Source organism: Sporosarcina koreensis (assembly GCF_001531445.1).
GTDB lineage: Bacteria > Bacillota > Bacilli > Bacillales_A > Planococcaceae > Sporosarcina > Sporosarcina koreensis_C.
Window position 1 is genome coordinate 79,696 of the sequence record NZ_LQYA01000047.1, and the last position, 19,000, is coordinate 98,695.

At 45.7% G+C, this 19,000-nt stretch carries 23 protein-coding genes and 1 pseudogene; 14 read left to right on the forward strand and 10 right to left on the reverse strand.

Going from position 1 to position 19,000, the window contains the following annotated elements; genetic code table 11:
- Positions 1-2: 2 nt before the first annotated feature.
- The 8 genes from AWV70_RS07290 to AWV70_RS07325 all read left to right on the forward strand — a co-directional run bounded on the left by AWV70_RS07290 (position 3) and on the right by AWV70_RS07325 (position 4,781).
- Positions 3-719, forward strand: coding sequence for a nucleotidyltransferase domain-containing protein (locus AWV70_RS07290; protein ID WP_082713511.1), 717 nt, complete (start codon positions 3-5; stop codon positions 717-719).
- Positions 720-729: 10 nt separating this feature from the next.
- The gene (locus AWV70_RS07295) at positions 730-1,233 is read left to right on the forward strand and encodes an NUDIX hydrolase (protein ID WP_060205651.1); all 504 of its coding nucleotides are present in this window, start codon (positions 730-732) and stop codon (positions 1,231-1,233) included.
- 142 nt (positions 1,234-1,375) lie between these two features.
- Positions 1,376-1,828, forward strand: coding sequence for a GNAT family N-acetyltransferase (locus AWV70_RS07300; RefSeq protein ID WP_060205654.1), 453 nt, complete (start codon positions 1,376-1,378; stop codon positions 1,826-1,828).
- Between the two features lie 21 nt (positions 1,829-1,849).
- Positions 1,850-2,815, forward strand: a complete 966-nt coding sequence (locus AWV70_RS07305) for a S66 family peptidase (protein ID WP_060205656.1) — start codon at positions 1,850-1,852, stop codon at positions 2,813-2,815.
- Between the two features lie 211 nt (positions 2,816-3,026).
- Positions 3,027-3,413 carry a hypothetical protein gene (locus AWV70_RS07310; RefSeq protein ID WP_060205658.1) on the forward strand — a complete coding sequence of 129 codons (387 nt, stop codon included), beginning with the start codon at positions 3,027-3,029 and terminating at the stop codon, positions 3,411-3,413.
- 135 nt (positions 3,414-3,548) lie between these two features.
- Positions 3,549-3,929, forward strand: coding sequence for a CopG family transcriptional regulator (locus AWV70_RS07315; protein ID WP_201024332.1), 381 nt, complete (start codon positions 3,549-3,551; stop codon positions 3,927-3,929).
- Positions 3,930-4,066: 137 nt separating this feature from the next.
- Complete coding sequence (locus tag AWV70_RS07320) at positions 4,067-4,288, forward strand: UPF0175 family protein (RefSeq protein WP_235588570.1); 222 nt, start codon at positions 4,067-4,069, stop codon at positions 4,286-4,288.
- On the forward strand, positions 4,281-4,781 hold the full coding sequence (locus AWV70_RS07325) for a DUF3368 domain-containing protein (protein WP_060205662.1): 501 nt from the start codon (positions 4,281-4,283) through the stop codon (positions 4,779-4,781). Before AWV70_RS07320 ends, AWV70_RS07325 begins: the two co-directional genes overlap by 8 nt.
- 116 nt (positions 4,782-4,897) lie before the next feature.
- On the opposite strand, the gene AWV70_RS07330 is transcribed toward AWV70_RS07325, so the two are convergent.
- From AWV70_RS07330 to dacB, 5 genes are all read right to left on the reverse strand, one after another.
- Positions 4,898-5,293: a VOC family protein gene (locus AWV70_RS07330; RefSeq protein ID WP_060205664.1), complete on the reverse strand. Its 396-nt coding sequence runs from the start codon at positions 5,291-5,293 to the stop codon at positions 4,898-4,900.
- Between the two features lie 18 nt (positions 5,294-5,311).
- Complete coding sequence (locus tag AWV70_RS07335; protein WP_060205666.1) at positions 5,312-5,782, reverse strand: DinB family protein; 471 nt, start codon at positions 5,780-5,782, stop codon at positions 5,312-5,314.
- Positions 5,783-5,806: 24 nt separating this feature from the next.
- Positions 5,807-6,154 (reverse strand): VOC family protein, encoded by a 348-nt coding sequence (locus AWV70_RS07340; RefSeq protein ID WP_060205668.1) that lies wholly within the window; start codon positions 6,152-6,154, stop codon positions 5,807-5,809.
- Positions 6,155-6,171: 17 nt separating this feature from the next.
- Positions 6,172-7,065, reverse strand: a complete 894-nt coding sequence (locus AWV70_RS07345) for a hypothetical protein (protein ID WP_060205670.1) — start codon at positions 7,063-7,065, stop codon at positions 6,172-6,174.
- Positions 7,066-7,279: 214 nt separating this feature from the next.
- Positions 7,280-8,803 (reverse strand): D-alanyl-D-alanine carboxypeptidase/D-alanyl-D-alanine endopeptidase, encoded by a 1,524-nt coding sequence (gene dacB / locus AWV70_RS07350; RefSeq protein ID WP_060205919.1) that lies wholly within the window; start codon positions 8,801-8,803, stop codon positions 7,280-7,282.
- A gap of 386 nt (positions 8,804-9,189) precedes the next feature.
- On the opposite strand from dacB, the gene pxpB reads away from it, so the two are divergent.
- The 4 genes from pxpB to AWV70_RS07370 all read left to right on the forward strand — a co-directional run bounded on the left by pxpB (position 9,190) and on the right by AWV70_RS07370 (position 12,386).
- Positions 9,190-9,891, forward strand: coding sequence for a 5-oxoprolinase subunit PxpB (gene pxpB, locus AWV70_RS07355; RefSeq protein WP_060205672.1), 702 nt, complete (start codon positions 9,190-9,192; stop codon positions 9,889-9,891).
- Positions 9,888-10,880: a biotin-dependent carboxyltransferase family protein gene (locus AWV70_RS07360; RefSeq protein ID WP_060205674.1), complete on the forward strand. Its 993-nt coding sequence runs from the start codon at positions 9,888-9,890 to the stop codon at positions 10,878-10,880. The genes pxpB and AWV70_RS07360 overlap by 4 nt, the downstream gene beginning before the upstream one ends.
- An 11-nt stretch (positions 10,881-10,891) precedes the next feature.
- The gene (locus tag AWV70_RS07365; RefSeq protein WP_060205676.1) at positions 10,892-11,662 is read left to right on the forward strand and encodes a LamB/YcsF family protein; all 771 of its coding nucleotides are present in this window, start codon (positions 10,892-10,894) and stop codon (positions 11,660-11,662) included.
- Positions 11,663-11,831: 169 nt separating this feature from the next.
- Positions 11,832-12,386 (forward strand): GNAT family N-acetyltransferase, encoded by a 555-nt coding sequence (locus AWV70_RS07370; protein WP_060205678.1) that lies wholly within the window; start codon positions 11,832-11,834, stop codon positions 12,384-12,386.
- A 23-nt stretch (positions 12,387-12,409) separates the two neighbouring features.
- Here the strand turns inward: AWV70_RS07370 and AWV70_RS07375 are convergent, their stop codons facing one another.
- The 4 genes from AWV70_RS07375 to AWV70_RS07390 all read right to left on the reverse strand — a co-directional run bounded on the left by AWV70_RS07375 (position 12,410) and on the right by AWV70_RS07390 (position 16,149).
- Entirely contained in the window at positions 12,410-13,129 is a 720-nt protein-coding gene (locus tag AWV70_RS07375) for a YebC/PmpR family DNA-binding transcriptional regulator (RefSeq protein ID WP_060205679.1), read from the reverse strand.
- Positions 13,130-13,304: 175 nt separating this feature from the next.
- A complete protein-coding gene (locus tag AWV70_RS07380) occupies positions 13,305-14,009 on the reverse strand; it encodes a Crp/Fnr family transcriptional regulator (RefSeq protein WP_060205682.1) in 705 nt (234 codons plus the stop codon).
- A gap of 13 nt (positions 14,010-14,022) precedes the next feature.
- Positions 14,023-15,912, reverse strand: coding sequence for a heavy metal translocating P-type ATPase (locus AWV70_RS07385; protein ID WP_060205685.1), 1,890 nt, complete (start codon positions 15,910-15,912; stop codon positions 14,023-14,025).
- 15 nt (positions 15,913-15,927) lie between these two features.
- Entirely contained in the window at positions 15,928-16,149 is a 222-nt protein-coding gene (locus AWV70_RS07390; protein ID WP_060205688.1) for a heavy-metal-associated domain-containing protein, read from the reverse strand.
- Between the two features lie 274 nt (positions 16,150-16,423).
- Here AWV70_RS07390 and AWV70_RS07395 point away from each other — a divergent pair, with 274 nt between their 5' ends.
- Positions 16,424-17,104, forward strand: coding sequence for a phosphoribosylaminoimidazolesuccinocarboxamide synthase (locus tag AWV70_RS07395; RefSeq protein WP_060205690.1), 681 nt, complete (start codon positions 16,424-16,426; stop codon positions 17,102-17,104).
- 143 nt (positions 17,105-17,247) lie between these two features.
- Positions 17,248-17,805, forward strand: coding sequence for a superoxide dismutase family protein (locus tag AWV70_RS07400; protein WP_235588571.1), 558 nt, complete (start codon positions 17,248-17,250; stop codon positions 17,803-17,805).
- A 44-nt stretch (positions 17,806-17,849) separates the two neighbouring features.
- On the opposite strand, the pseudogene AWV70_RS07405 reads toward AWV70_RS07400, so the two are convergent.
- A pseudogene (locus AWV70_RS07405) lies at positions 17,850-18,988 on the reverse strand (zinc-dependent alcohol dehydrogenase).
- Positions 18,989-19,000: the final 12 nt, after the last annotated feature.

Genomic DNA, 19,000 nt, shown 5'->3' on the forward strand with positions numbered 1-19,000 from the left:
GGATGAGAAGGATGAAAAGAATGAAAGCACTATTTGCAGCAAAACGATTTGTCGACGAATACTTCCCTCACTGCCAGGCAGCGATTCTTGCAGGAAGCGTTGTTAGGGGAGAAGAAACTCTTACATCTGATCTGGATATTGTTATTTTTGACAATCAAATTGACGGAGCCTATCGCGAATCCCGCATTGAATACAACTGGCCGATTGAAGTATTTGTACATTCTTTGACTTCCTATAAGACCTATTTCCGCTCCGATGTTGAAAGGGCACGTCCCTCATTACCGAAAATGGTTGCGGAAGGAATTGTTTTAGTGGATACCGGAATTCTATCACTCATTAAAAATGAAGCCGCAGAGCTGTTGAATGAAGGGCCGGCACCATGGTCGGAACAGACTTTGATGGTAAAGCGGTATATGCTGACAGACGCGCTTGGCGATTTAATAGGAACGCAAAATGAGGCAGAAGCGCTCTTCATCGCCAATACACTTGCCGAAGCGATCCATGAATTTGTGCTTCGAACGAACGGACAGTGGATCGGTGCCTCCAAATGGATTATTCGGGCACTGAAACAATACGACGAGGATTTTGCAGATCGATTTGTGATGGCATTTGATGCGTTTTATAAGACCGGCAATCGTGATGGTATCATCAAAATAACAGACGAAGTGTTAGCGCCATTTGGCGGGAGATTATTTGAAGGATATACTGCTGGGAAATGAGGGGGCGGCAATGACGGTTACGTATGTGGATTGGGGCGGACATCAATTGAAGCTCACGTGGATGCATGGTCTAATACCAGAGCGAGAATTCATCACAAGCGTTCACGCATTTTGTTTTCATGAGGAGAAGCTGCTCATGGTTAATTTGAATGATCGAGGTTGGGATTTTCCAGGGGGGCATATCGAGGATGGCGAAACGGCGGAAGCTTGTATCTGTCGCGAAGTTACGGAGGAAGCTTATGTGACTGGCAAGTGTACGCTTTTGGGCGCCATTGAAGTGAACCACGAAGAAAATCCGTTATGGAATGAAACAAGCCCCTATCCAAAAGTGGGCTATCAAGTGTTTTATCGTATGGATATTAAGGAACTCCTGCCGTTTGAAGCGGGTTTTGAATCATCAGAGCGGATACTGATTCGACCGGAAGAGGCAGCCCTCTACCATAAGGGATGGCAGAAAGGCTTTGATGCGATTATGGATGCGGCGCTACATGTGAATGGGTTATCTATTGAATAATGATAACTATCTATTGAATACAGGAAGTTATCTATTGAATATCCGGAGTTATCTATCGAATAAAGAAAGTTATCTATTGAATCTCGAGTTTTATCACCAAAACGGGACCTTTGCTCTACGAAAAATTAATGGGGTGGCTTGAATGAAAATACGAAAATTGCAGTATGGAGAGATTCCGCCATATGAATTGCTCCTGCTCGCAGATCCTTCTCGTGCTCTTGTAGAAGCGTATATAGCGGAAGGCGAATGTTATGTTGCCGAGGAGAACAGGGAAAGCATTGGCGTTTTTGTAGTAGTGGCATTATCCAAAAATACCATTGAGATTAAAAACATCGCAGTTCGCGAAGATCGGCAAGGGCAGGGGCTAGGGAAGAAATTGCTGCACCAGGCAATTGAGGTCGCGAAAAGCAACGGCTATGCGCATATTGAAATTGGAACGGGCAATTCAAGTATAGGTCAGCTTGCGCTCTATCAGAAATGCGGTTTTCGCATTTCAAGTGTGATCAAAGACTTCTTCGTAGAGCATTACGACGAAATCATCATGGAGAACGGCATTCAGTGTAGGGATATGATTCGACTTAGGTTGCAAATTTAGAAAATGAAAGAAGGAATTATGATGAGAATACCAGAGAAGTTAGAACGGGGAGATGAGATAAGGATCATTGCACCGAGTCGAAGTGCAAGCATTCTATCCGAGGAAGGCGTTCAAATTGCTAAGGAACAGTTGGAGAACTTGGGGTTTGTCGTTTCATTCGGCAAACATGTCTTTGAGAAAGATCTTCAAAACTCCACTTCTATTCAGCAAAGGGTGGAGGATTTGCATGAAGCGTTTGCTGATAAACATGTAAAAGGCATATTGACGGTTATTGGCGGGTTCAATTCAAATGAGCTTCTCCCTTACATTGACTACGAATTACTAAAAGAAAATCCGAAAATTTTCTGCGGATACAGCGATATTACAGCTATCGGAACAGCAATATCGACGCAATGTGGTTTTGTTACATACTCAGGACCTCATTTCTCAAGTTTTCAAATGAAAAAGGCGCAGGAATACCAAACCCATTTCTTTAAACAATGTCTCATGCAAGAGGAGCCATTTGAGTTGAAGCCATCTGAACAATGGAGTGATGATGCTTGGTATTTGGATCAGGAAAACCGGGTCTTTGAGAAGACGGTTTGGAAGATGTATAACGAGGGGACAGCGAGCGGCGAGCTATGGGGCGGCAATTTATGCACATTGAATTTGCTGCAAGGAACAAAGTACATGCCAAGTGTCGGGAATGCGATTCTTTTTATCGAAGATGATGAAATGACGATCCCTGAAACGTTTGCGAGAGATGTAACCTCTTTATTGCAAAATGCGCAGTCCATAAAGGCTCTCGTCATTGGCAGATTTCAACGAGCATCGAAAATGACAGAAGAACAATTGCTGTTCATTCTCGATAAACATCCATTATTGAAGGAAATTCCGGTTTTATACGACGTGGATTTCGGCCATACGCAGCCGATGTTTACATTCCCGCTTGGTGGAGAGGCGCAGGTGGATGCTGTGAATGGTTTATTGAAACTGATGAGGTTTTAAGAGTGAATTTTGTCCAGCTCCAGCGGCTTGATGCTCGGGTCATAAGTCAAAGCTGCTGCGCGGCAAAGGGCGCCACTTCGCATCTTTGCCTTATGCCTGTCGCATCTGGGCAAGCCGCTTCCGCTTTTCGATGTCACAATTCTGTCGGGAGACAAACAGTCATTTTCCCATTACGCTGAAGGTATGAAGTTTCCGTGAGGGGGTTGCTGTAGTGAGGCGATTGTTGATTGCAGTGCTTCTGTCTACCGCTGTAATGATGACGGGTTGTGTGTATGAGTATACGGAAGAGGACGGCTACCGGATGTCGGTCATCAATGAAGGGTTTCCTGTTCCGAAAAATGCCTATGAGCTGAAGCCGGAAGACTGCACGACGGAAATAGCGAAGTCGGCGAAGTATAAGTTAAAGGGCATCGGGGATGAAGAGGGCACTCCGCCAGCAGATTATTTGGAGGAGATCCAAAGATGGGGATGGACCGAGCTTGAAGACAAACGGGTTGGCCATGTTCATTACTATGAGAAAAAGGGCAAAATCATGTCGCTCATCATTCAGGAAAATGTATTTGATGTGTTTGAAATGAGTGATGATGTGGAGTTATGATGGGGATGAAGACGAATTGAGTCTTCATCCTCTGTTTTTTAGTTTGAGACGAATTTGGATATAGTCATCCGTACACCTTCCGCATGGATGGTTTTAATGATATAATATACATATTAAAGGAAGGGGATGGTAAAAGTGGTGGAATCGGAAAAAATCACGATCAATATGAACGTCGTCGATTTGGGGAAAGTCGATCTATTAGTTGAACAAGGGTTTTATTCCAATAGGACAGATTTCATCAGGACTGCAATTCGCAGTCAATTGGAAACACATGCTGATGAAGTCAAGGACATCGTAATTAGGAAATCGTATATCGTAGGGGTAGTGCGATATGGACGAAAAGAGTTAGAAAAACTTCGTGATTCAAGGACGAAGATTGATGTGAAAGTTGCGGGATTGCTAGTGATTGCCGAGGATGTCGATGCGGAACTTGTACAACAGACATTGGCTTCGGTGCAGGTAAGAGGTGTGTTGAAAGCGAATCCGGAAGTGAAATCGGCTATATTGGGGCTTTGAAAGACGAAATAACTAAAAGTTCGAACAGGTAATAATAATCAGAGGGGAAGTGATCGCGATGGCAATGGATAATTTTCAGGTCAATTTGCCAAAAACATTTTTACCTTTTATCAATCAGGCCGAGGGTAAAAACTTGGATGCAAACAAAGGTTAAGCTTACATTGGCGATTGGAATGTATGTTGAAAAACAAGTTACATTGGCGCGGGCTGCTGAACTAGCTGAAACTAATTTGGCTGACTTCATTGACATTCTAAAATCAAAAAAAATTCCATGGTTAGAGTACTCTGAAGAAAGTTTTCACGATGACCTCCACGCGATTAGTGAGTTGTTGTCTTTGGAAGAGGAGTCTCATGAGTAAGGTCATCATTAATTCAACCCCGGTTATTAGTCTATCCATCATTGGGAAATTACATTTTATTGCTGAACTGTTTGATGAAGTGTATGTTCCTGAAGCAGTCTATCGAGAAATTGTCCATGGTAAGTCAACTCGTCAATATGGCAGTGAAGAATTGAAACATTTAATCGAGATAGGCACTTTCCGGAGTATACAAGTAGAGAACAATAAATTAGTGGATACGCTATATGGAAAGTTGCATGAAGGTGAATTAGAAGTGATTGTTAGTGCGAAAGAAACGGGAATACAAAATGTCCTACTTGATGAGCGTGCTGCTAGATCTTTAGCGAAGACTCTTTTACTTCGTCCAATCGGCACGGTTGGTATGCTTTTGCTTGCTAAAAGGAAGGGGAAGATTGAACATTTGAACCCTTTTTTGGATGTATTGATTGACGAGGGAATTTTCCTTTCCAAATCACTTTATTCACAAGTTCTTCACGAGGCAGGAGAAGAATAAAAATTGTTTTGTTTATCCATGAATATGAGTTGAGGGATAAAGAATGCTTGCGTAACTTTGTATATAGTGTTGCGCAAGCATTCTTCTTTCTTTTTATTACGAAAAAAAATTGCAAGTTATTGTGATTTCCCTAAAACGACTCGGATTCTTTCATACTTTTCGTCTTCGCTATTATATTCAAAAAATCCAAGCTGATTCCCCCAAGGGTCAGAGAAAGTTCCCCATTTGACAGGAACCTCCTCCCTGGAATGAAGGTCGAAGTGTTTCACTCCTAATTCTTCTTGAATCCGTGTGCGCTCCTCTTCAATGTCAACCACCCCTAAGCGAATCGGACCGGAATTTATGGAAGGATCCCCGTCTGCAACTTGTAGCCAACAACCAGGTAGGAGCTCCCATTCAGCGAATCCTTCATGTGGAAGAAAATCTGGTTCTCTTTTGAGCAAGGTTGTATACCATTGTTGCCCTTTTGCAAATTCTGATACACGAACTTGTATCGTCATTTCATAAATCATTTAATCACCTTTCCGCTATTATTCAAACAACGCAACTTCAGGATCTTTTCCGACACAATGCACAAGCATGGCATGCAGCTGCCCGCGGTGGTGATAAAGGTGGGAAGAGATTTCTAACAGCCATTCAAACCGCGTATAGGAAACACCCCAGTACGAAGTCGTCGTTTGCACCAGTTCATCCTCTGTATAATTGAGATAGCGGTTTTCCAATAAAGCAAAGTTGGCCATCAGGGCTTCCTTCATTTCAGCTAAGGTATGAAGGGGATTAGAGGTATAAAAGGTGCTCATCTGATCCTCGGTTGCTTCATCTGAAATGAGCAGATCTGCCTTGCAAATCAATGACAGATGGGCTAACAGCTGCCCGATGGAAAACTTGTTTTCCGTTGGCTGGACTTCTAAATCGCTCGGCTCTACTTTGTCCATGATGTCAGTGATGGATCGCAATGCCAGCGAGATTTGATTCAAAGTTGCTTTTACGTATTCATTCATATTGTCACCTGTTCTTTCTAAAAGCTAATAGGAGCAGACCTCTACACAGTTGCCATCGGGATCTTTAGTAATGAAATATTTCGCTCCATTTTCCATTATATCGCTTACCTCAGCACTGCAAGATGCAAGATGCTCATGTGCTTTCTCAATGGATGCAGTATACAAGCTGAAAAGGCTATATTTCCTTTGTAAAGTAAGTTCATGTTGATTAATAAACAGCGTGACAGATGTGTCTCCGAAAGTTATTGCTTGATAGATTCCATTGTCATCCTTCCACCCGGGTTTTCCACCTAACACATCCACATACCAGTTACGGGCTTTTTCAAGATTTTTCACGGGGATGAAGACCGTATCAATTTTTTCAAATAGCATATATTTAAATGCTCCTTTTAAGAAAATGCATCGAATTCCCTCAGCACCCTCAAATTATCAAGTGTCAGCACACCGCTCCATTCCTGCTTCGCGATTTCCCAAACATCTTCATAACGACCCCATGCCCATGTCGGCTTCCAACTGCCATCTTCCGCTTGATTGGAAGCAAGATGATGGATGTTAGCAGGGATGATTTCCTGAAAGTCCTCATATAGAAAAGACGTCGGGACATATACGACTTGAAGGGGAAGCAGGCAATAGTCATGCCATTTTACCGGGTCCGTTGTCACGCTATGGTGAGCAATCTCACGCACACTGGCAGCAATCTTTTCGGCTTCTTCCGAAGGCAATTCCTTCATTAATTTCACCAAGCATTGCAATTCATGAAAGTCGTTCGTCGCCTCTTCGTTGATATACGCAACTGCATGTGCAGTCAATTTTTCCAGAAAATCCTCGGGGACAAGTCCTTTGTAATGATGAAGCAATCCTGTCATTTCAGCGCTCGGATTTCCCCATGGCCAATCGCCGCCATAATTCCACCAGATGGCACGCGGCGCTGTCTCCACTTCCTTCGGGACAATTTCCCATCCCATCTTCTCTTCGTCAAATGTATTAAGTGCATATTGAATCGCGCGTTGCACCATCGCATCTGATTCGTCTGCTCCAATGCGAATCAAATGCTGAAGCCCAATCGTCGTTGCCAACGCTGAAGAAGCCTCGCATCTGAAATCAGGTTCCAATCCATTTCCGAAACCGCCATCTTCATTTTGATAAAGCGTTAATTCCTCCAATACCTGCTCGCGGCTGCCATTTTCAAATTCGAATGCGAATAATGCTTTTTCCAATGGACGTGCTTTTGATTTGAGAAATTCCGTGGCTTGTAGATATTGTTCATTTGATATCTTTTCCATAGGGATCCCCACTTTCGAGATGAATTATTGATTATGGATACTTTCGCTATAGCCTTCTATAAATCCTTCCAATACAAAGTTTATTGGGCAGATTTTTAATGTACGGGTGAGTCTGACTTGTCCGAACCGGCTGTTAGCTAGACCTCAAAACAAAAATCCTTCCGTGAAAAATAAAAAAGATGAAGGAGCAATTTCCTTCATCTTTTTATCTTCATTAAAACTCATATTCCGCAAGCACTTTCGCAATCGCATCTTCAATTGGTGTAACAGGACCGGTAATATAATTGTTAATCATGACCGAGAAGATCAGTTCCGTGCCGTCTTTCGCAGTAACATAACCGGAAAGGGTGGAGACGCCTGTAATGGAGCCAGTTTTTGCGGTAACGTTCCCAGCGGTCAATCCATCACCCATCCGGTTCCGGAGCGTACCGCCGACCATCCGTTCAGGATTCCCTGCAATTGGCAGGGACGCCTCGAATACAGGGAACCAGCTTTTCCCTTGAATAGTATAGAGTAAATTCGTTAATTCCTCTGCTGAAACGAGGTTTTTATGGGACATGCCGGAGCCGTCACGTAGAACAACGGTATCCGTGTTGACGCCGAATTGCTTCAGCTTCTCCTTCATGACCGCAAGTCCCGCGTCCCAGCTACCTTCACCACTTTGCACTTTCCCCATTTCCTTCACCAATGTTTCCGCATGTCCGTTGTTGCTCAACTTCATGAATGGAATGAAAAGCTCTTTCAGCGGCATCGATTTTTTTGAAGCAAGGACAGTTGCGCCGCTCGGTGTGACACCCGTTTTCGTTCCACCATTACCGACAATCTGGATACCTTCCGCTTTAAGCGATTTTTGGAAAACATCAAGTGCCAGCATGGAAGGGTCCCAAACAGCGGACCAAGATTGGGAGCGCGTGCCGTCGAGCGGCATTTTCCCTTCGATGATGATCCGGTTCGTTCCATGTTCACGTGCAATGGAAATGCTCTTCTTTTCCCCTTTCGCGACAGTTGTTGCGTTATTGACGATTACGACAGAATCTGTCTCCGGAGTGAGTGTCACTTTCGGGTGTTCTCCTGCTTTATTGCCAGCATTCACTTCTACAATGACAGTTCCCGCATCATAGTCTTCGTTCGGAGACAGCGTCAATGCAGAAACTTGTGCACCGACATAATTATGCTCATCCGACCAGTTCAAATCCTGTGAATAGCGGACATCATCATACCAGCTGTCGTCAGCGATCAAGCTGCCATTGATCTTATTGATCCCTTTCGCCTTTAAGTCCTTAGCGAATTGGTCCAAATCCTTTTTCATCAACGTCGGGTCGCCTTTCCCTTTCAGATAAAGATTGCCGTGTATCATTTTCCCCTTCACTTCACCGTCCGTCAGCACTTCTGTAGAGAACTGATGGTCAGGACCCAATATGTCCAGTGCCGTCGAACCTGTCAGCAATTTCATATTGGAAGCAGGGCGCAGGCGGATGTCGCCAAAGTGTGAAAAGATTGCTTCACCTGTATCTGCTTTCCGTACACTGACCCCTGTAATTCCCCCTTGGAGCTTCGAGTCTTTCAGTATTGCTTGTAACTTTTGGTCTAAGGTTGTCGAATCAATGGATGCTACGGGAGTCGTATCCCCGGATGCGGCGACAGATGAAAGAGTTCCTTCATGTGTTACCGGAAATAAGGCGATCAAAGCAACGATCGTTGCTAGGAAGGCCCTTTTGAGAAAACAGTGCTGTTTCATTAAAATGCTCACATCCTTTCATCCTTTGTATTCGATTGTACTTCAACTTATATAAGGTGGGTAGGTTAAAATACAGAAAATTAGGAATTGAAGCGTTTTACCTATGACGTGTAGTCGTTATTAATTATATGTTTGGAGATGTTTAGTTCATACATTCGATGGTGGAATTAACATGTTGCGAAGAACGCGAAATGCGGAAGCGGCTCATCCAGATGCCACAGGCAAAGCCGTCACGTAGAACGGCTTTTGCGAGCAAAAGCGAAGCGTTGGGAGCAATGACGCCACGTAGCAACCTCGACTTATGACCCGAGCATCTAGCCGCTGGAGCTGGACAAGTGGTTCATGTAGAATAAAGTATATTCATAATTTAAGGAAGTGTCGGCGAAATGAAGTTCACTTTGTCACCTTTGGGAGATCAAGCCATTGTCATCGAGGTCGGCAAAAAGATTGATATATCATCCGAGCGAAAAGTGAAAGCGATTGTTTCTCGGTTGGAAGCAGGATCACCGTCTTGGATGATTGAATACATACCTGCCTATACGACGGTCACGCTTATTTATGCACTACAGGAATTCAGTAAAGAGGACAGTCCATACGGAGCGGTTTGCGAGCGAATTCGAGAGTTGCTGAAAGATGTGAAAGAAGCGAAAGCTGTTCAGCAAAAGATCGTCAATATTCCTGTTGTGTATGGCGGTGAATATGGCCCAGATCTGGATTTTGTGGCGCAACAAAATGGTTTGACAGTGGATGAAGTCATTGAAATCCATACATCGGGCGATTATACAGTGTATATGATTGGCTTTGCGCCAGGCTTCCCGTTTATCGGTGGCATGTCGGAACGGATTGCCGCTCCTAGACGAAAGACACCGCGATTGAAGATTCCCGCCCGATCGGTAGGAATAGCAGGAATGCAGACTGGGGTTTATCCAATCGAAACGCCGGGGGGCTGGCAACTGATCGGCAGGACGCCGCTTGAGCTTTTCTTACCGACAGAGGATCCTCCAAGCCTATTGGCGGCGGGGAATAAAATAAAGTTTTACAAGATTACGAGTGAAGAGTATGAAGGCTTGAGAGGTGGCGCGGATTGATTGAGATTAGTAAACCGGGTCTTCATGACACTGTGCAAGATTTAGGAAGGCATGGGTACCAAACATTCGGTGTCATAGCGGGCGGCGCCATGGATCCGTACGCTCATCGGATCGCGAATCTACTAGTCGGCAATGAGGAGACGGAAGCAACCCTTGAAATGACACTCGTCGGTCCTCGGCTTTTATTTAAGGAAGATGGATTGATCGCCATTTGTGGCGGCGATTTAACACCAACAATGGAAGGCTTGCCAGTACCGATGTGGCGACCGGTGTTCATTCGAAAGGGGAGCGAATTGCGGTTCGGAGCAACAAAGGAAGGGTGCAGGGCGTACTTAGCAGTTGCGGGAGGGCTTGATGTGCCGATTGTGCTTGGAAGCCGGTCGACGTACGTGAAGGCGGGGCTTGGCGGGTTGGATGGGAGGGCGTTGATCAAGGGAGATGTCGTTCAAGTTATGTCGGCATCTGGGTTGGCTGAGGTAATGAAGAAGAGGCTTTCTTCTGATGCATCATTTCGTGCAGCGGATTGGCAGATCGCTCAGAAGTTTCTACCTACCCTATCAAACCATTATGAAATACGAGTCATGCGCGGCAGGCAGTATGCGTTATTCGATGAAGCAAGCCGACATCGTTTTTGGAATGAACCATTCACCGTCAGTTCACAGTCTGATCGGATGGGCTACCGAATCAATGGTCCTGCTTTGCATCTGGAAGAGGCGGAGGAAATGATTTCGGAAGCAGTTACATATGGATCCATCCAAGTACCGGCGGATGGAAACCCGATTATTTTGGCGGCGGATCGGCAGACGACGGGCGGTTATCCGAAAATAGGGCAACTTTCTTCGATTGATTTCACAAAGCTTGCACAGGCGAAGGCGGGGGACCAGCTTTTATTCAAGGAAGTGACGATCGAGGAATCGCATCGTCTTTTTACGAAGCAGGAAATGAATTTGAAGGTTTTGCTTGCAGCGATACGGAATAGATTTAGTTAGGAGTGGGTGTAATGGCATTTGTAGTCGACTTGAATTGTGATATGGGCGAAAGCTTCGGCGCATATGTAATGGGGAATGACACAGCGATTTTGGAGACGATTACGTCAGCGAATATTGCTTGCGGCTTCCATGCGGGCGATCCGTCGACGATGCGGAGAACAGTGCGGATGGCGTTTGAAAAAAACGTTGGCATCGGCGTCCATCCGGGTTTGCACGACGTAGTCGGATTCGGGCGGAGGGAGATGGCGATTTCAGCTGAGGAAGCGTTCGATTTGGTTGTCTATCAAATAGGGGCTTTGTATGGATTTGTCAGGGCAGAAGGCGGGCGTTTGCAGCATGTGAAGCCACATGGCGCGCTCTATAATATGGCCGCCGTGAACCGGGATTTATCGGATTCGATTGCGGAGGCTGTCTATAAAGTGGATCCGGAACTAATCCTCTTCGGGCTTGCGGGCAGCGAGCTTGTGATGGCGGGGGAGCGAATCGGTTTGAAGGTGGCGCATGAAGTGTTTGCAGATCGGACTTATCAAGCGGACGGATCGTTGACGTCTCGACGGGAAGCAAATGCATTGATTACCGACCCCGAAGCCGCCATCCGTCAAATCGTCCGGATGGTGAAGGAAGGCAAAGTCCGCGCAACGAATGGGACAGATGTGACAATGAAGGCAGATACGATTTGCATTCATGGGGATGGGAAGACGGCGGTGGAGTTTGCGAGGGTGATACCGGGTGCTTTGAAGAGGGAAGGGATTGGAGTAAGGAAGATCGGCGACTTTCTATGAATGATTTAATGTCAGATGGAGTAGAAATCCTTTGTCATAAGTATAGATGAACATTCAAAGAGGAGAGTCATATACAAGGGGGCAATTTGGTATTGTACTGAGATGAAGTAATTAAATATAACTTCAGCGGAAACTGATGGAGAATTTTTGGTTACAAGGAAGTGATTAGTTGAAGATTGATGGAAAAAATGTAATTCTTTCAAGATTTACTCCGGATGATTTGGATTTTATCTGTGAACTTGAATGCAATAAAGATATTTGGTTATTTGAAGAATTTATTGAATCAGATATGAAAGTCGTTAGAGAAACGTACCTAAAAAAGATGACTTCTCAGCATAGTTTTGATTTTGTTGTCAAAAGCACTATAGATGGAGATGTTAAACCAATTGGACTGGCCCAAATTTGGCGTTATGTTGAGCATAGAAAAAGTTGGGAGATTGGTTTTGCTATTCATCCTACTTACCAAAGAAACGGTTTTGGGTATGAAGCAACGAGACTTTTAATAGAGTTTGCATTCGAGAGCTTACAAGCACATAAAGTAGTTGGAATGTGTAATTGTAACAATCTTAAATCAATAAGAGTAATGGAGAGCTTGGGCATGAGAAGAGAGGGGACATTTCAAGAAGAATTGTTTTGGAATAACCAATGGCATGATCAACATTTTTATTCAATACTGGAAAAAGAGTATTTAAATATATCAACGAAACAAAACCACCTCGCTTAAATAAAACGAAGTGGTTTTATTATTTATTCTCCTAAATCAACATTATGATAAACTTGCTGAACATCTTCCAAGTCATCCAACGCATCGATCATTTTTTCGAATAGCGCCTGTGCGTCAGCGTCCAACGTGACATCATTATGCGCGAGCATTGTCAATTCGGCTACGGAGAATTCCGTGATGCCGGCATCTTTCAACGCTTCCTGCACGGCGTGGAATTGGTCCGGTTCCGCATAGACGATAACAGTGTCTTCTTCTTCCAAAATATCGCGGACTTCGACGTCTGCTTCCATTAAGAGTTCCAACACTTCATCTGCAGTTTTGCCTTCCAAGCCGAAAACAGCAGTTGCATCGAACATATACGCAACGGAACCGCTGACGCCCATGTTGCCGCCGTTTTTCCCGAATGCTGCACGCACTTCGGAAGCGGTGCGGTTGACGTTATTTGTAAGCGCGTCGACGATGACCATCGAGCCGTTCGGGCCGAAGCCTTCGTAGCGAAGCTCGTCATAGTTTTCCTCTGCGCCGCCTTTTGCCTTCTCGATTGCGCGGTCAATGATCGCTTTTGGTACGTTGTATGTTTTTGCACGCTCGATGACCATTTTAAGATTTTGGTTCGTCTCTGGATCAGGGTCACCCTGTTTTGCTGCTACATATAATTCACGGCCGAACTTTGCGTAAATACGGCTTGTATTCGCATCCTTCGAAGCCTTCTTTTCTTTAATGTTATTCCATTTACGGCCCATTCTCATTCACTCGCTTTCAGTCTGAGCATTCATTTCATCAAGCAATTATACACCCGTTGCATGAATGCTGACAAGTGAAAAATCCTTAAATTGGAATGTGGAATGAACCGGAAAAAGAGTTCTCGTTCTTTCTAGAAGAGTTCTCATTTATCTCAGAAAAGATCTCAAATCTTTCTCAAACAAGCAACAATGCATCCATATCCACAATTTCAATCTCCCGCTGACTATGTTGCCGAATCCATCCCGCATCTTCGAATTCCGCGAGCTTCCGGCTGATTGTTTCGGGTGAAGTTCCGATATGCGATGCCAAGTCTTTCCGGGTCATCGGCAGTTTGATGCGGCTCGAATTCCGTTCCTCAGCGAGATCGGCAAGGTACATGGCGATCCGTGTGTCTGTCGTTTCCATGGCAATCCGTGCTGCCTGCTTCTCTGTTTTTGCGAGTCGGTTGGAGAACTCGCCGAGAACTTTGAGTGAGATTGCGGGGTATTTCAATAAAAACGTCTGGAAATCCTCACGATTCATGACGCAAAGTTCCACTTTCCCCATCGCTTCCGCGTATGCATCATGCACCGTTTCGTTGAATAAAGAAAGTTCCCCCGTGAAGTCGCCGGGTTCCAAGATCCGTACCAATTGCTCCTTGCCACTCTCTGATAGGCGATAGATTTTCACGCGGCCTTTATGAATGATGTACAAGCCGTCCGACGTATCTCCCTCATGGTAGATCGTATGGCCGCGGGGATGGCTCACCGAATTCGTATGCTTGATGATTTCACTCATTTCCGAAGGATTGAGATGGTTGAAAATCGGTACGATGGAGATGCACATTTTCTGCATCTCCACCGAACCATCACCGTGTCCGCAATGTCCGTTGTCTGTCATCCTCTTTCACTCCTTATTCCGCTACTAGTTCCCGTCCGAAGTGTTGTCGTTTCACCGACTTTCTCTTAGTATAGCGTATTAACCGGATGGCGTTCAAAATAACGAGTAGGACGCTCAATTCATGAATCAGCATGCCGGAAGCGAGGAATATTTTGCCGAGCATCACGCCTGCAAGTAGCAATGCGACAGTGCCAACTGCGAAGAATGTGTTTTGTTTCATATTGCGGACGGTCGCCTTCGCGAGTGAATACGCGTGTGAAAATCGGTCGAGACGGTCCGCCATGAGAACGACGTCAGCCGTTTCCATTGAAATGTCCGTTCCGCCTTCGCCCATCGCAAGGCCGATATCCGCAGTCGCGATTGCGGGAGCATCGTTAATGCCGTCGCCTGCCATGGCAACGCGGTGTCCGGCGCCTTTCAATTGTTGGATCATCGCAACTTTATCCTCAGGCAATAGTTCTGCATGCACTTGATCCAATCCCAATTGTGCACCGACAAGTTCCGCAGTATGGCGGTTGTCGCCTGTCAGCATGATGATCTGTTTGACGCCGCTTGCCCGTAGTTCGCGGATTGCATCAGCCGCTTCAGGACGAATCCGATCCGCGATTGACAGAACCCCAGCAATTTTGCCGTTGATGCTTGCGAAGATAGCGGTGTTCCCGGCTTTTTCGCGAGCGATTGCGTAATCGGCAATTTCTTTATCAATTGCTACTCCTTCAGCGATCATCAATTTGCGGTTGCCGATTGCAAGCCGTTTCCCTTGGATAGTGGCCCGGATGCCGTTCCCTTTGATCACTTCGGCGTTTTCGGGTTCATTGCTCAGCTCAAGTCCTTGGCGCTTTGCTTCTTTGACGATCGTTTGGCCAAGGTGGTGTTCAGAAATCATTTCTGCTTCCGCGACGAGACGAAGGAGGTCCGTTTTGTCGATGCCGATTGCGTGAATGTCCGTAACTTCCGGCTTCCCGCGTGTTAGTGTGCCGGTTTTGTCAAAGACGACCGTATCGATTTTCGCGAGCTTTTCCATAATGTCGCCGCCTTTGATGAGGACGCCGTGACGTGCGCCGTTGCCGATTCCTGCGACGATTGAAACGGGTGCGGAGATGACGAGCGCTCCAGGACAAGCGATGACGAGAAATGTGAGTGTCATTTCAATGTTTCTTGTGAATAAATAGACGAGGGCAGAAAGCACGACGATTGCGGGCGTGTAAATATTGGCGAAGCGGTCGAGGAATTTTTCCGTTTTCGATTGGGATTCTTGCGCTTCTTCCACAAGTTCGATGATGCGCGCGAACGTTGTATCATCACCGACGCGTTCCGCAATCACTTCGATGAACCCGTTATCAACGATTGTTCCGCTGAAGACACGGTCGTCGACAGCTTTCGCAGCGGGGACGGATTCTCCAGTGATCGCTGCTTCGTTCAATGTTGCATTCCCTGTCACAATCCGCCCGTCGATCGCTACTTTCTCACCGGATCGGATGATGACGCGGTCGTCTTCCTCAACGTCATCGACTGAAATCGTCATCGTTTCGCCCCCGCGGATGACTGTCGCTTCGAGTGGCGCCATGTCGACGAGCGCTCTCAGTGAAGAACGTGTTTTTTCAAGCGTGCGTGCTTCGAGATAGGCGCCGAATAAAAACAGGAAGGTCACTGCCGCAGATTCGACGTATTCGCCGATGAATAACGCACCGATAACAGCGATTGTCACTAATAGTTCAATGCTAAACGCCTTCATTTTCAATGCTTTGAACGCTTTAAAAGCGATCGGCATGCCTGCCAAGACCGTTGCGATTATGAGCATTGCTTGTCGCCACTCGTGAAACCCTGCAAGATGGAGCCCAATCGCCGCCGTGAGCAGCATGCCTGTCACGGCGGTAATTTTGGAAGTTCGTTTTGCATTCATAGTCCTTCACTCCTTTCATGAGATTTTTTGTGAAATGATCGGATAACCGAGCCCGGAAACTGTTTTTGCGATTGTATCCGCGGCGATTTTACTTTCATCAAATTGGGCTCTTACTTTTCCCGAGTTGAACAGTACTTTCGCTTCCTCCACACCGTCCAATTTTTTCAAAGCGCCTTCAATCTTCTTGATGCAAGACGGGCAAGTCAGCGGTTCCAAGTTCAATACGATTTTTTTCATTTTCCTCTACCTCCATGGTTTGTTTTGTTCTTCTTGACTACATCATAGGGCGTTTTCCGAAATGAAACCTTGACCCCCGTCAAGTTTTGGCTTTTTATACAAGTGAAAGTGCCTTATACTATAAGTGAACAAAGAAATTTGCTATATAAGATAGACTGAGCGCGGCGAGGGAGATTGAAGAGTGCCTTAATTTCTGCGAAAACGCAGAAATACGGCAAATCGAACTCTGCGTGGTTCGATTCACTACATTTTCGAATGGAAAGGAAACGTGGTCATGGAACTTGTATATAAAGGGAAGACGAAAGACGTTTATAAATTGGAAGATGGCAATGTGTTATTGAAATTCAAAGATGACGTGACTGGGGAAGACGGCGTGTTCGATCCGGGAGCGAATACAGTCGGATTGACGATTGAAGGTGCAGGGCAATCGGGCTTGCGCATGACGAAATTCTTTTTTGAGAAGTTGGCGGATAAAGGAATTCCGACGCATTATATCGATGCGGATATCGAGAATGCGACAATGACAGTGAAGCCGGCGACCGTATTTGGGAAAGGGCTTGAAGTCATCTGCCGTTTCCGCGCAGTAGGAAGTTTCTTGCGTCGTTATGGGGCATATTGCGAAGAAGGACAACCTTTGGATGCATTCGTGGAAGTGACAATTAAAGATGACGACCGCAATGACCCGCCGATCACGAAGGATGCTTTGGCACAGCTCGATATTTTGACGGAAGACGAATATATGGTTTTAGAGAAGTTGACGAAGGAAATTTCAATCGTCGTGAAAGAGGAGCTTGCGGAGAAAGGGCTCGAGCTATACGACATCAAGCTTGAATTCGGTCGTGATCCTGAAGGAAATATGATGCTGATTGACGAAATTTCAGGTGGCAATATGCGTGTGTATAAAGATGGCGTTTATATCGCACCGCTCGATCTTGAGAAATTGATGTTCAATTAATGTAAAAGGAAACCGCTGTTCATCCGAGAAAGGGGGATGGATAGTGGTTTTTGTATATGACAAGTCGACGGGAAAAATTTCCACTACTAAATCCTTACCAGTTGGGCATGCTTGGCAGGAATAAATGTGGAGGAGGAACTTTAGTGAAGTACAAACTCTTAGTCGTCTTACTACTTAGCATCATTCTCGTAGTCGCGGGATGCGGGAATGCCAAACAAAAGGTGCCTGTCAGCGGGGAACAGATGGAATCGATCATTGCGCCTTTATTGAACACGGAAGGGAAGGAAATCGGTGAAGTGACATTGGTTCAGGAGACGGAAGGAGTGCTCATCAATGTGCAGGCAGAGAATTTACCGCCGGGAACACATGGCATCCATATCCATGAAACCGGTGTTTGTACAGCACCCGAATTCACTTCCGCTGGTGCCCACTTTAATCCGACCGGGAAGGAACATGGCTTCAATAATCCAAAAGGCTTCCATCTAGGTGATTTGCCGAATATAGAAGTCCCGGACGACGGGAAAGTGTCCATTAAGCTGACGACAGCTGAAATCACATTGAAGAAAGGCCAAGCAAATTCCATTCTTGATAAGGACGGAAGCGCAATCGTCATTCACGAAAAGGCGGATGACTACAAAACAGATCCGGCAGGGGATTCTGGTGCACGAATCGCCTGCGCAGCAATTACAGGGAAGAAATAGAAAAACCGGTACCGCGCACTTGTTGCGTGGACCGGTTTTCATGTTTATGGTTTTAATATCACTTTAATGCATTCATCCTCATGCTCGTAGAAATGATGATAAGCAGCGGCTGCTTCCTCGATCGGTACGACATGCGAAATGATTTCAGTTGGATCAAATTCGCCCTTAGTAATCTTATCGAATAATGTAGGCATGTAATGGATGACAGGAGCTTGCCCCATCTTCAATGTAATATTACGCTCAAACATATTGCCGAGCGGAAACATGTTATAAAGCGATCCGTAAACGCCGGTCAGTTGGATTGTACCGAATTTGCGCACAGCTTGGTGGCCGATTTCAATGGCGCTCAATGTCCCGCCTTGCATTTTCAGCTTTTGTCCGACCTTTTCCGCGACATTCTTCTTTCCGTCCATCCCGACACAATCGATGACGATGTCGACGCCGCCGTGGGTGAGTTCTTTAATATGTGCGCCCATATTGTCATAGTCGTCAAAATTGAAAGCTTCGACTTTATTCATCTTAACGGCGTGGTTTAGCCGATAAGGGACATGGTCGATGGCGATGACGCGTTTCGCACCTTTCATCCAAGCGAATTTCTGCGCCATCAAGCCGACAGGACCGCATCCTAAAACAGCAACAGTATCACCTTTTTTCACGCCTGCATGTTCCACGCTCCAATACGCCGTCGGCAGCACATCGGACATGAACAGAAGTGCCTCGTCCGGCAGTTCGCAAGACTCAGGATGACAAATGGCGCGAAATTGCCGTAAGGAACACGTAAATATTCTGCCTGTCCACCTGGATACTCTCCGTAGCGTTCTGTAAATCCTAAATAACCGCCCGTGTCGACATGAGGATTTGGGTTGGAATTATCACATTGGCTCTCCATCTCATGCTCGCAATAAAAACAGTGACCGCACGAAACGTTGAACGGAATGACGACACGATCGCCTTTTTTCACTTTTGTCACATTCGGACCGGTTTCCACGACAATCCCCATCGGTTCATGGCCGATAACATAGTCTTTATGCGTAGGTAGTGCGCCTAAATAGATATGCAGGTCGGATCCACAAATGGCCGTCGACGTCACCTTGATAATAATATCGTCTGGCTTCTCGATTTTCGGAGCTTCAACGTTCTTCACTTGGATGTCTTTCACGCCTTGGTACGTTACAGCTTTCATTCGAACTCCTCC

What these genes read in the sequence shown, in the direction of transcription:
- AWV70_RS07290 (WP_082713511.1), top strand. Translation starts at nt 3, where the DNA reads ATGAGAAGGATGAAAAGAATGAAAGCACTATTTGCAGCAAAACGATTT.
- AWV70_RS07295 (WP_060205651.1), top strand. Translation starts at nt 730, where the DNA reads ATGACGGTTACGTATGTGGATTGGGGCGGACATCAATTGAAGCTCACG.
- AWV70_RS07300 (WP_060205654.1), top strand. Translation starts at nt 1,376, where the DNA reads ATGAAAATACGAAAATTGCAGTATGGAGAGATTCCGCCATATGAATTG.
- AWV70_RS07305 (WP_060205656.1), top strand. Translation starts at nt 1,850, where the DNA reads ATGAGAATACCAGAGAAGTTAGAACGGGGAGATGAGATAAGGATCATT.
- AWV70_RS07320 (WP_235588570.1), top strand. Translation starts at nt 4,067, where the DNA reads ATGCAAACAAAGGTTAAGCTTACATTGGCGATTGGAATGTATGTTGAA.
- AWV70_RS07325 (WP_060205662.1), top strand. Translation starts at nt 4,281, where the DNA reads ATGAGTAAGGTCATCATTAATTCAACCCCGGTTATTAGTCTATCCATC.
- AWV70_RS07330 (WP_060205664.1), bottom strand. Translation starts at nt 5,293, where the DNA reads ATGATTTATGAAATGACGATACAAGTTCGTGTATCAGAATTTGCAAAA.
- AWV70_RS07335 (WP_060205666.1), bottom strand. Translation starts at nt 5,782, where the DNA reads ATGAATGAATACGTAAAAGCAACTTTGAATCAAATCTCGCTGGCATTG.
- AWV70_RS07340 (WP_060205668.1), bottom strand. Translation starts at nt 6,154, where the DNA reads ATGCTATTTGAAAAAATTGATACGGTCTTCATCCCCGTGAAAAATCTT.
- AWV70_RS07345 (WP_060205670.1), bottom strand. Translation starts at nt 7,065, where the DNA reads ATGGAAAAGATATCAAATGAACAATATCTACAAGCCACGGAATTTCTC.
- dacB (WP_060205919.1), bottom strand. Translation starts at nt 8,803, where the DNA reads ATGAAACAGCACTGTTTTCTCAAAAGGGCCTTCCTAGCAACGATCGTT.
- pxpB (WP_060205672.1), top strand. Translation starts at nt 9,190, where the DNA reads ATGAAGTTCACTTTGTCACCTTTGGGAGATCAAGCCATTGTCATCGAG.
- AWV70_RS07365 (WP_060205676.1), top strand. Translation starts at nt 10,892, where the DNA reads ATGGCATTTGTAGTCGACTTGAATTGTGATATGGGCGAAAGCTTCGGC.
- AWV70_RS07375 (WP_060205679.1), bottom strand. Translation starts at nt 13,129, where the DNA reads ATGGGCCGTAAATGGAATAACATTAAAGAAAAGAAGGCTTCGAAGGAT.
- AWV70_RS07380 (WP_060205682.1), bottom strand. Translation starts at nt 14,009, where the DNA reads ATGACAGACAACGGACATTGCGGACACGGTGATGGTTCGGTGGAGATG.
- AWV70_RS07385 (WP_060205685.1), bottom strand. Translation starts at nt 15,912, where the DNA reads ATGAATGCAAAACGAACTTCCAAAATTACCGCCGTGACAGGCATGCTG.
- AWV70_RS07390 (WP_060205688.1), bottom strand. Translation starts at nt 16,149, where the DNA reads ATGAAAAAAATCGTATTGAACTTGGAACCGCTGACTTGCCCGTCTTGC.
- AWV70_RS07395 (WP_060205690.1), top strand. Translation starts at nt 16,424, where the DNA reads ATGGAACTTGTATATAAAGGGAAGACGAAAGACGTTTATAAATTGGAA.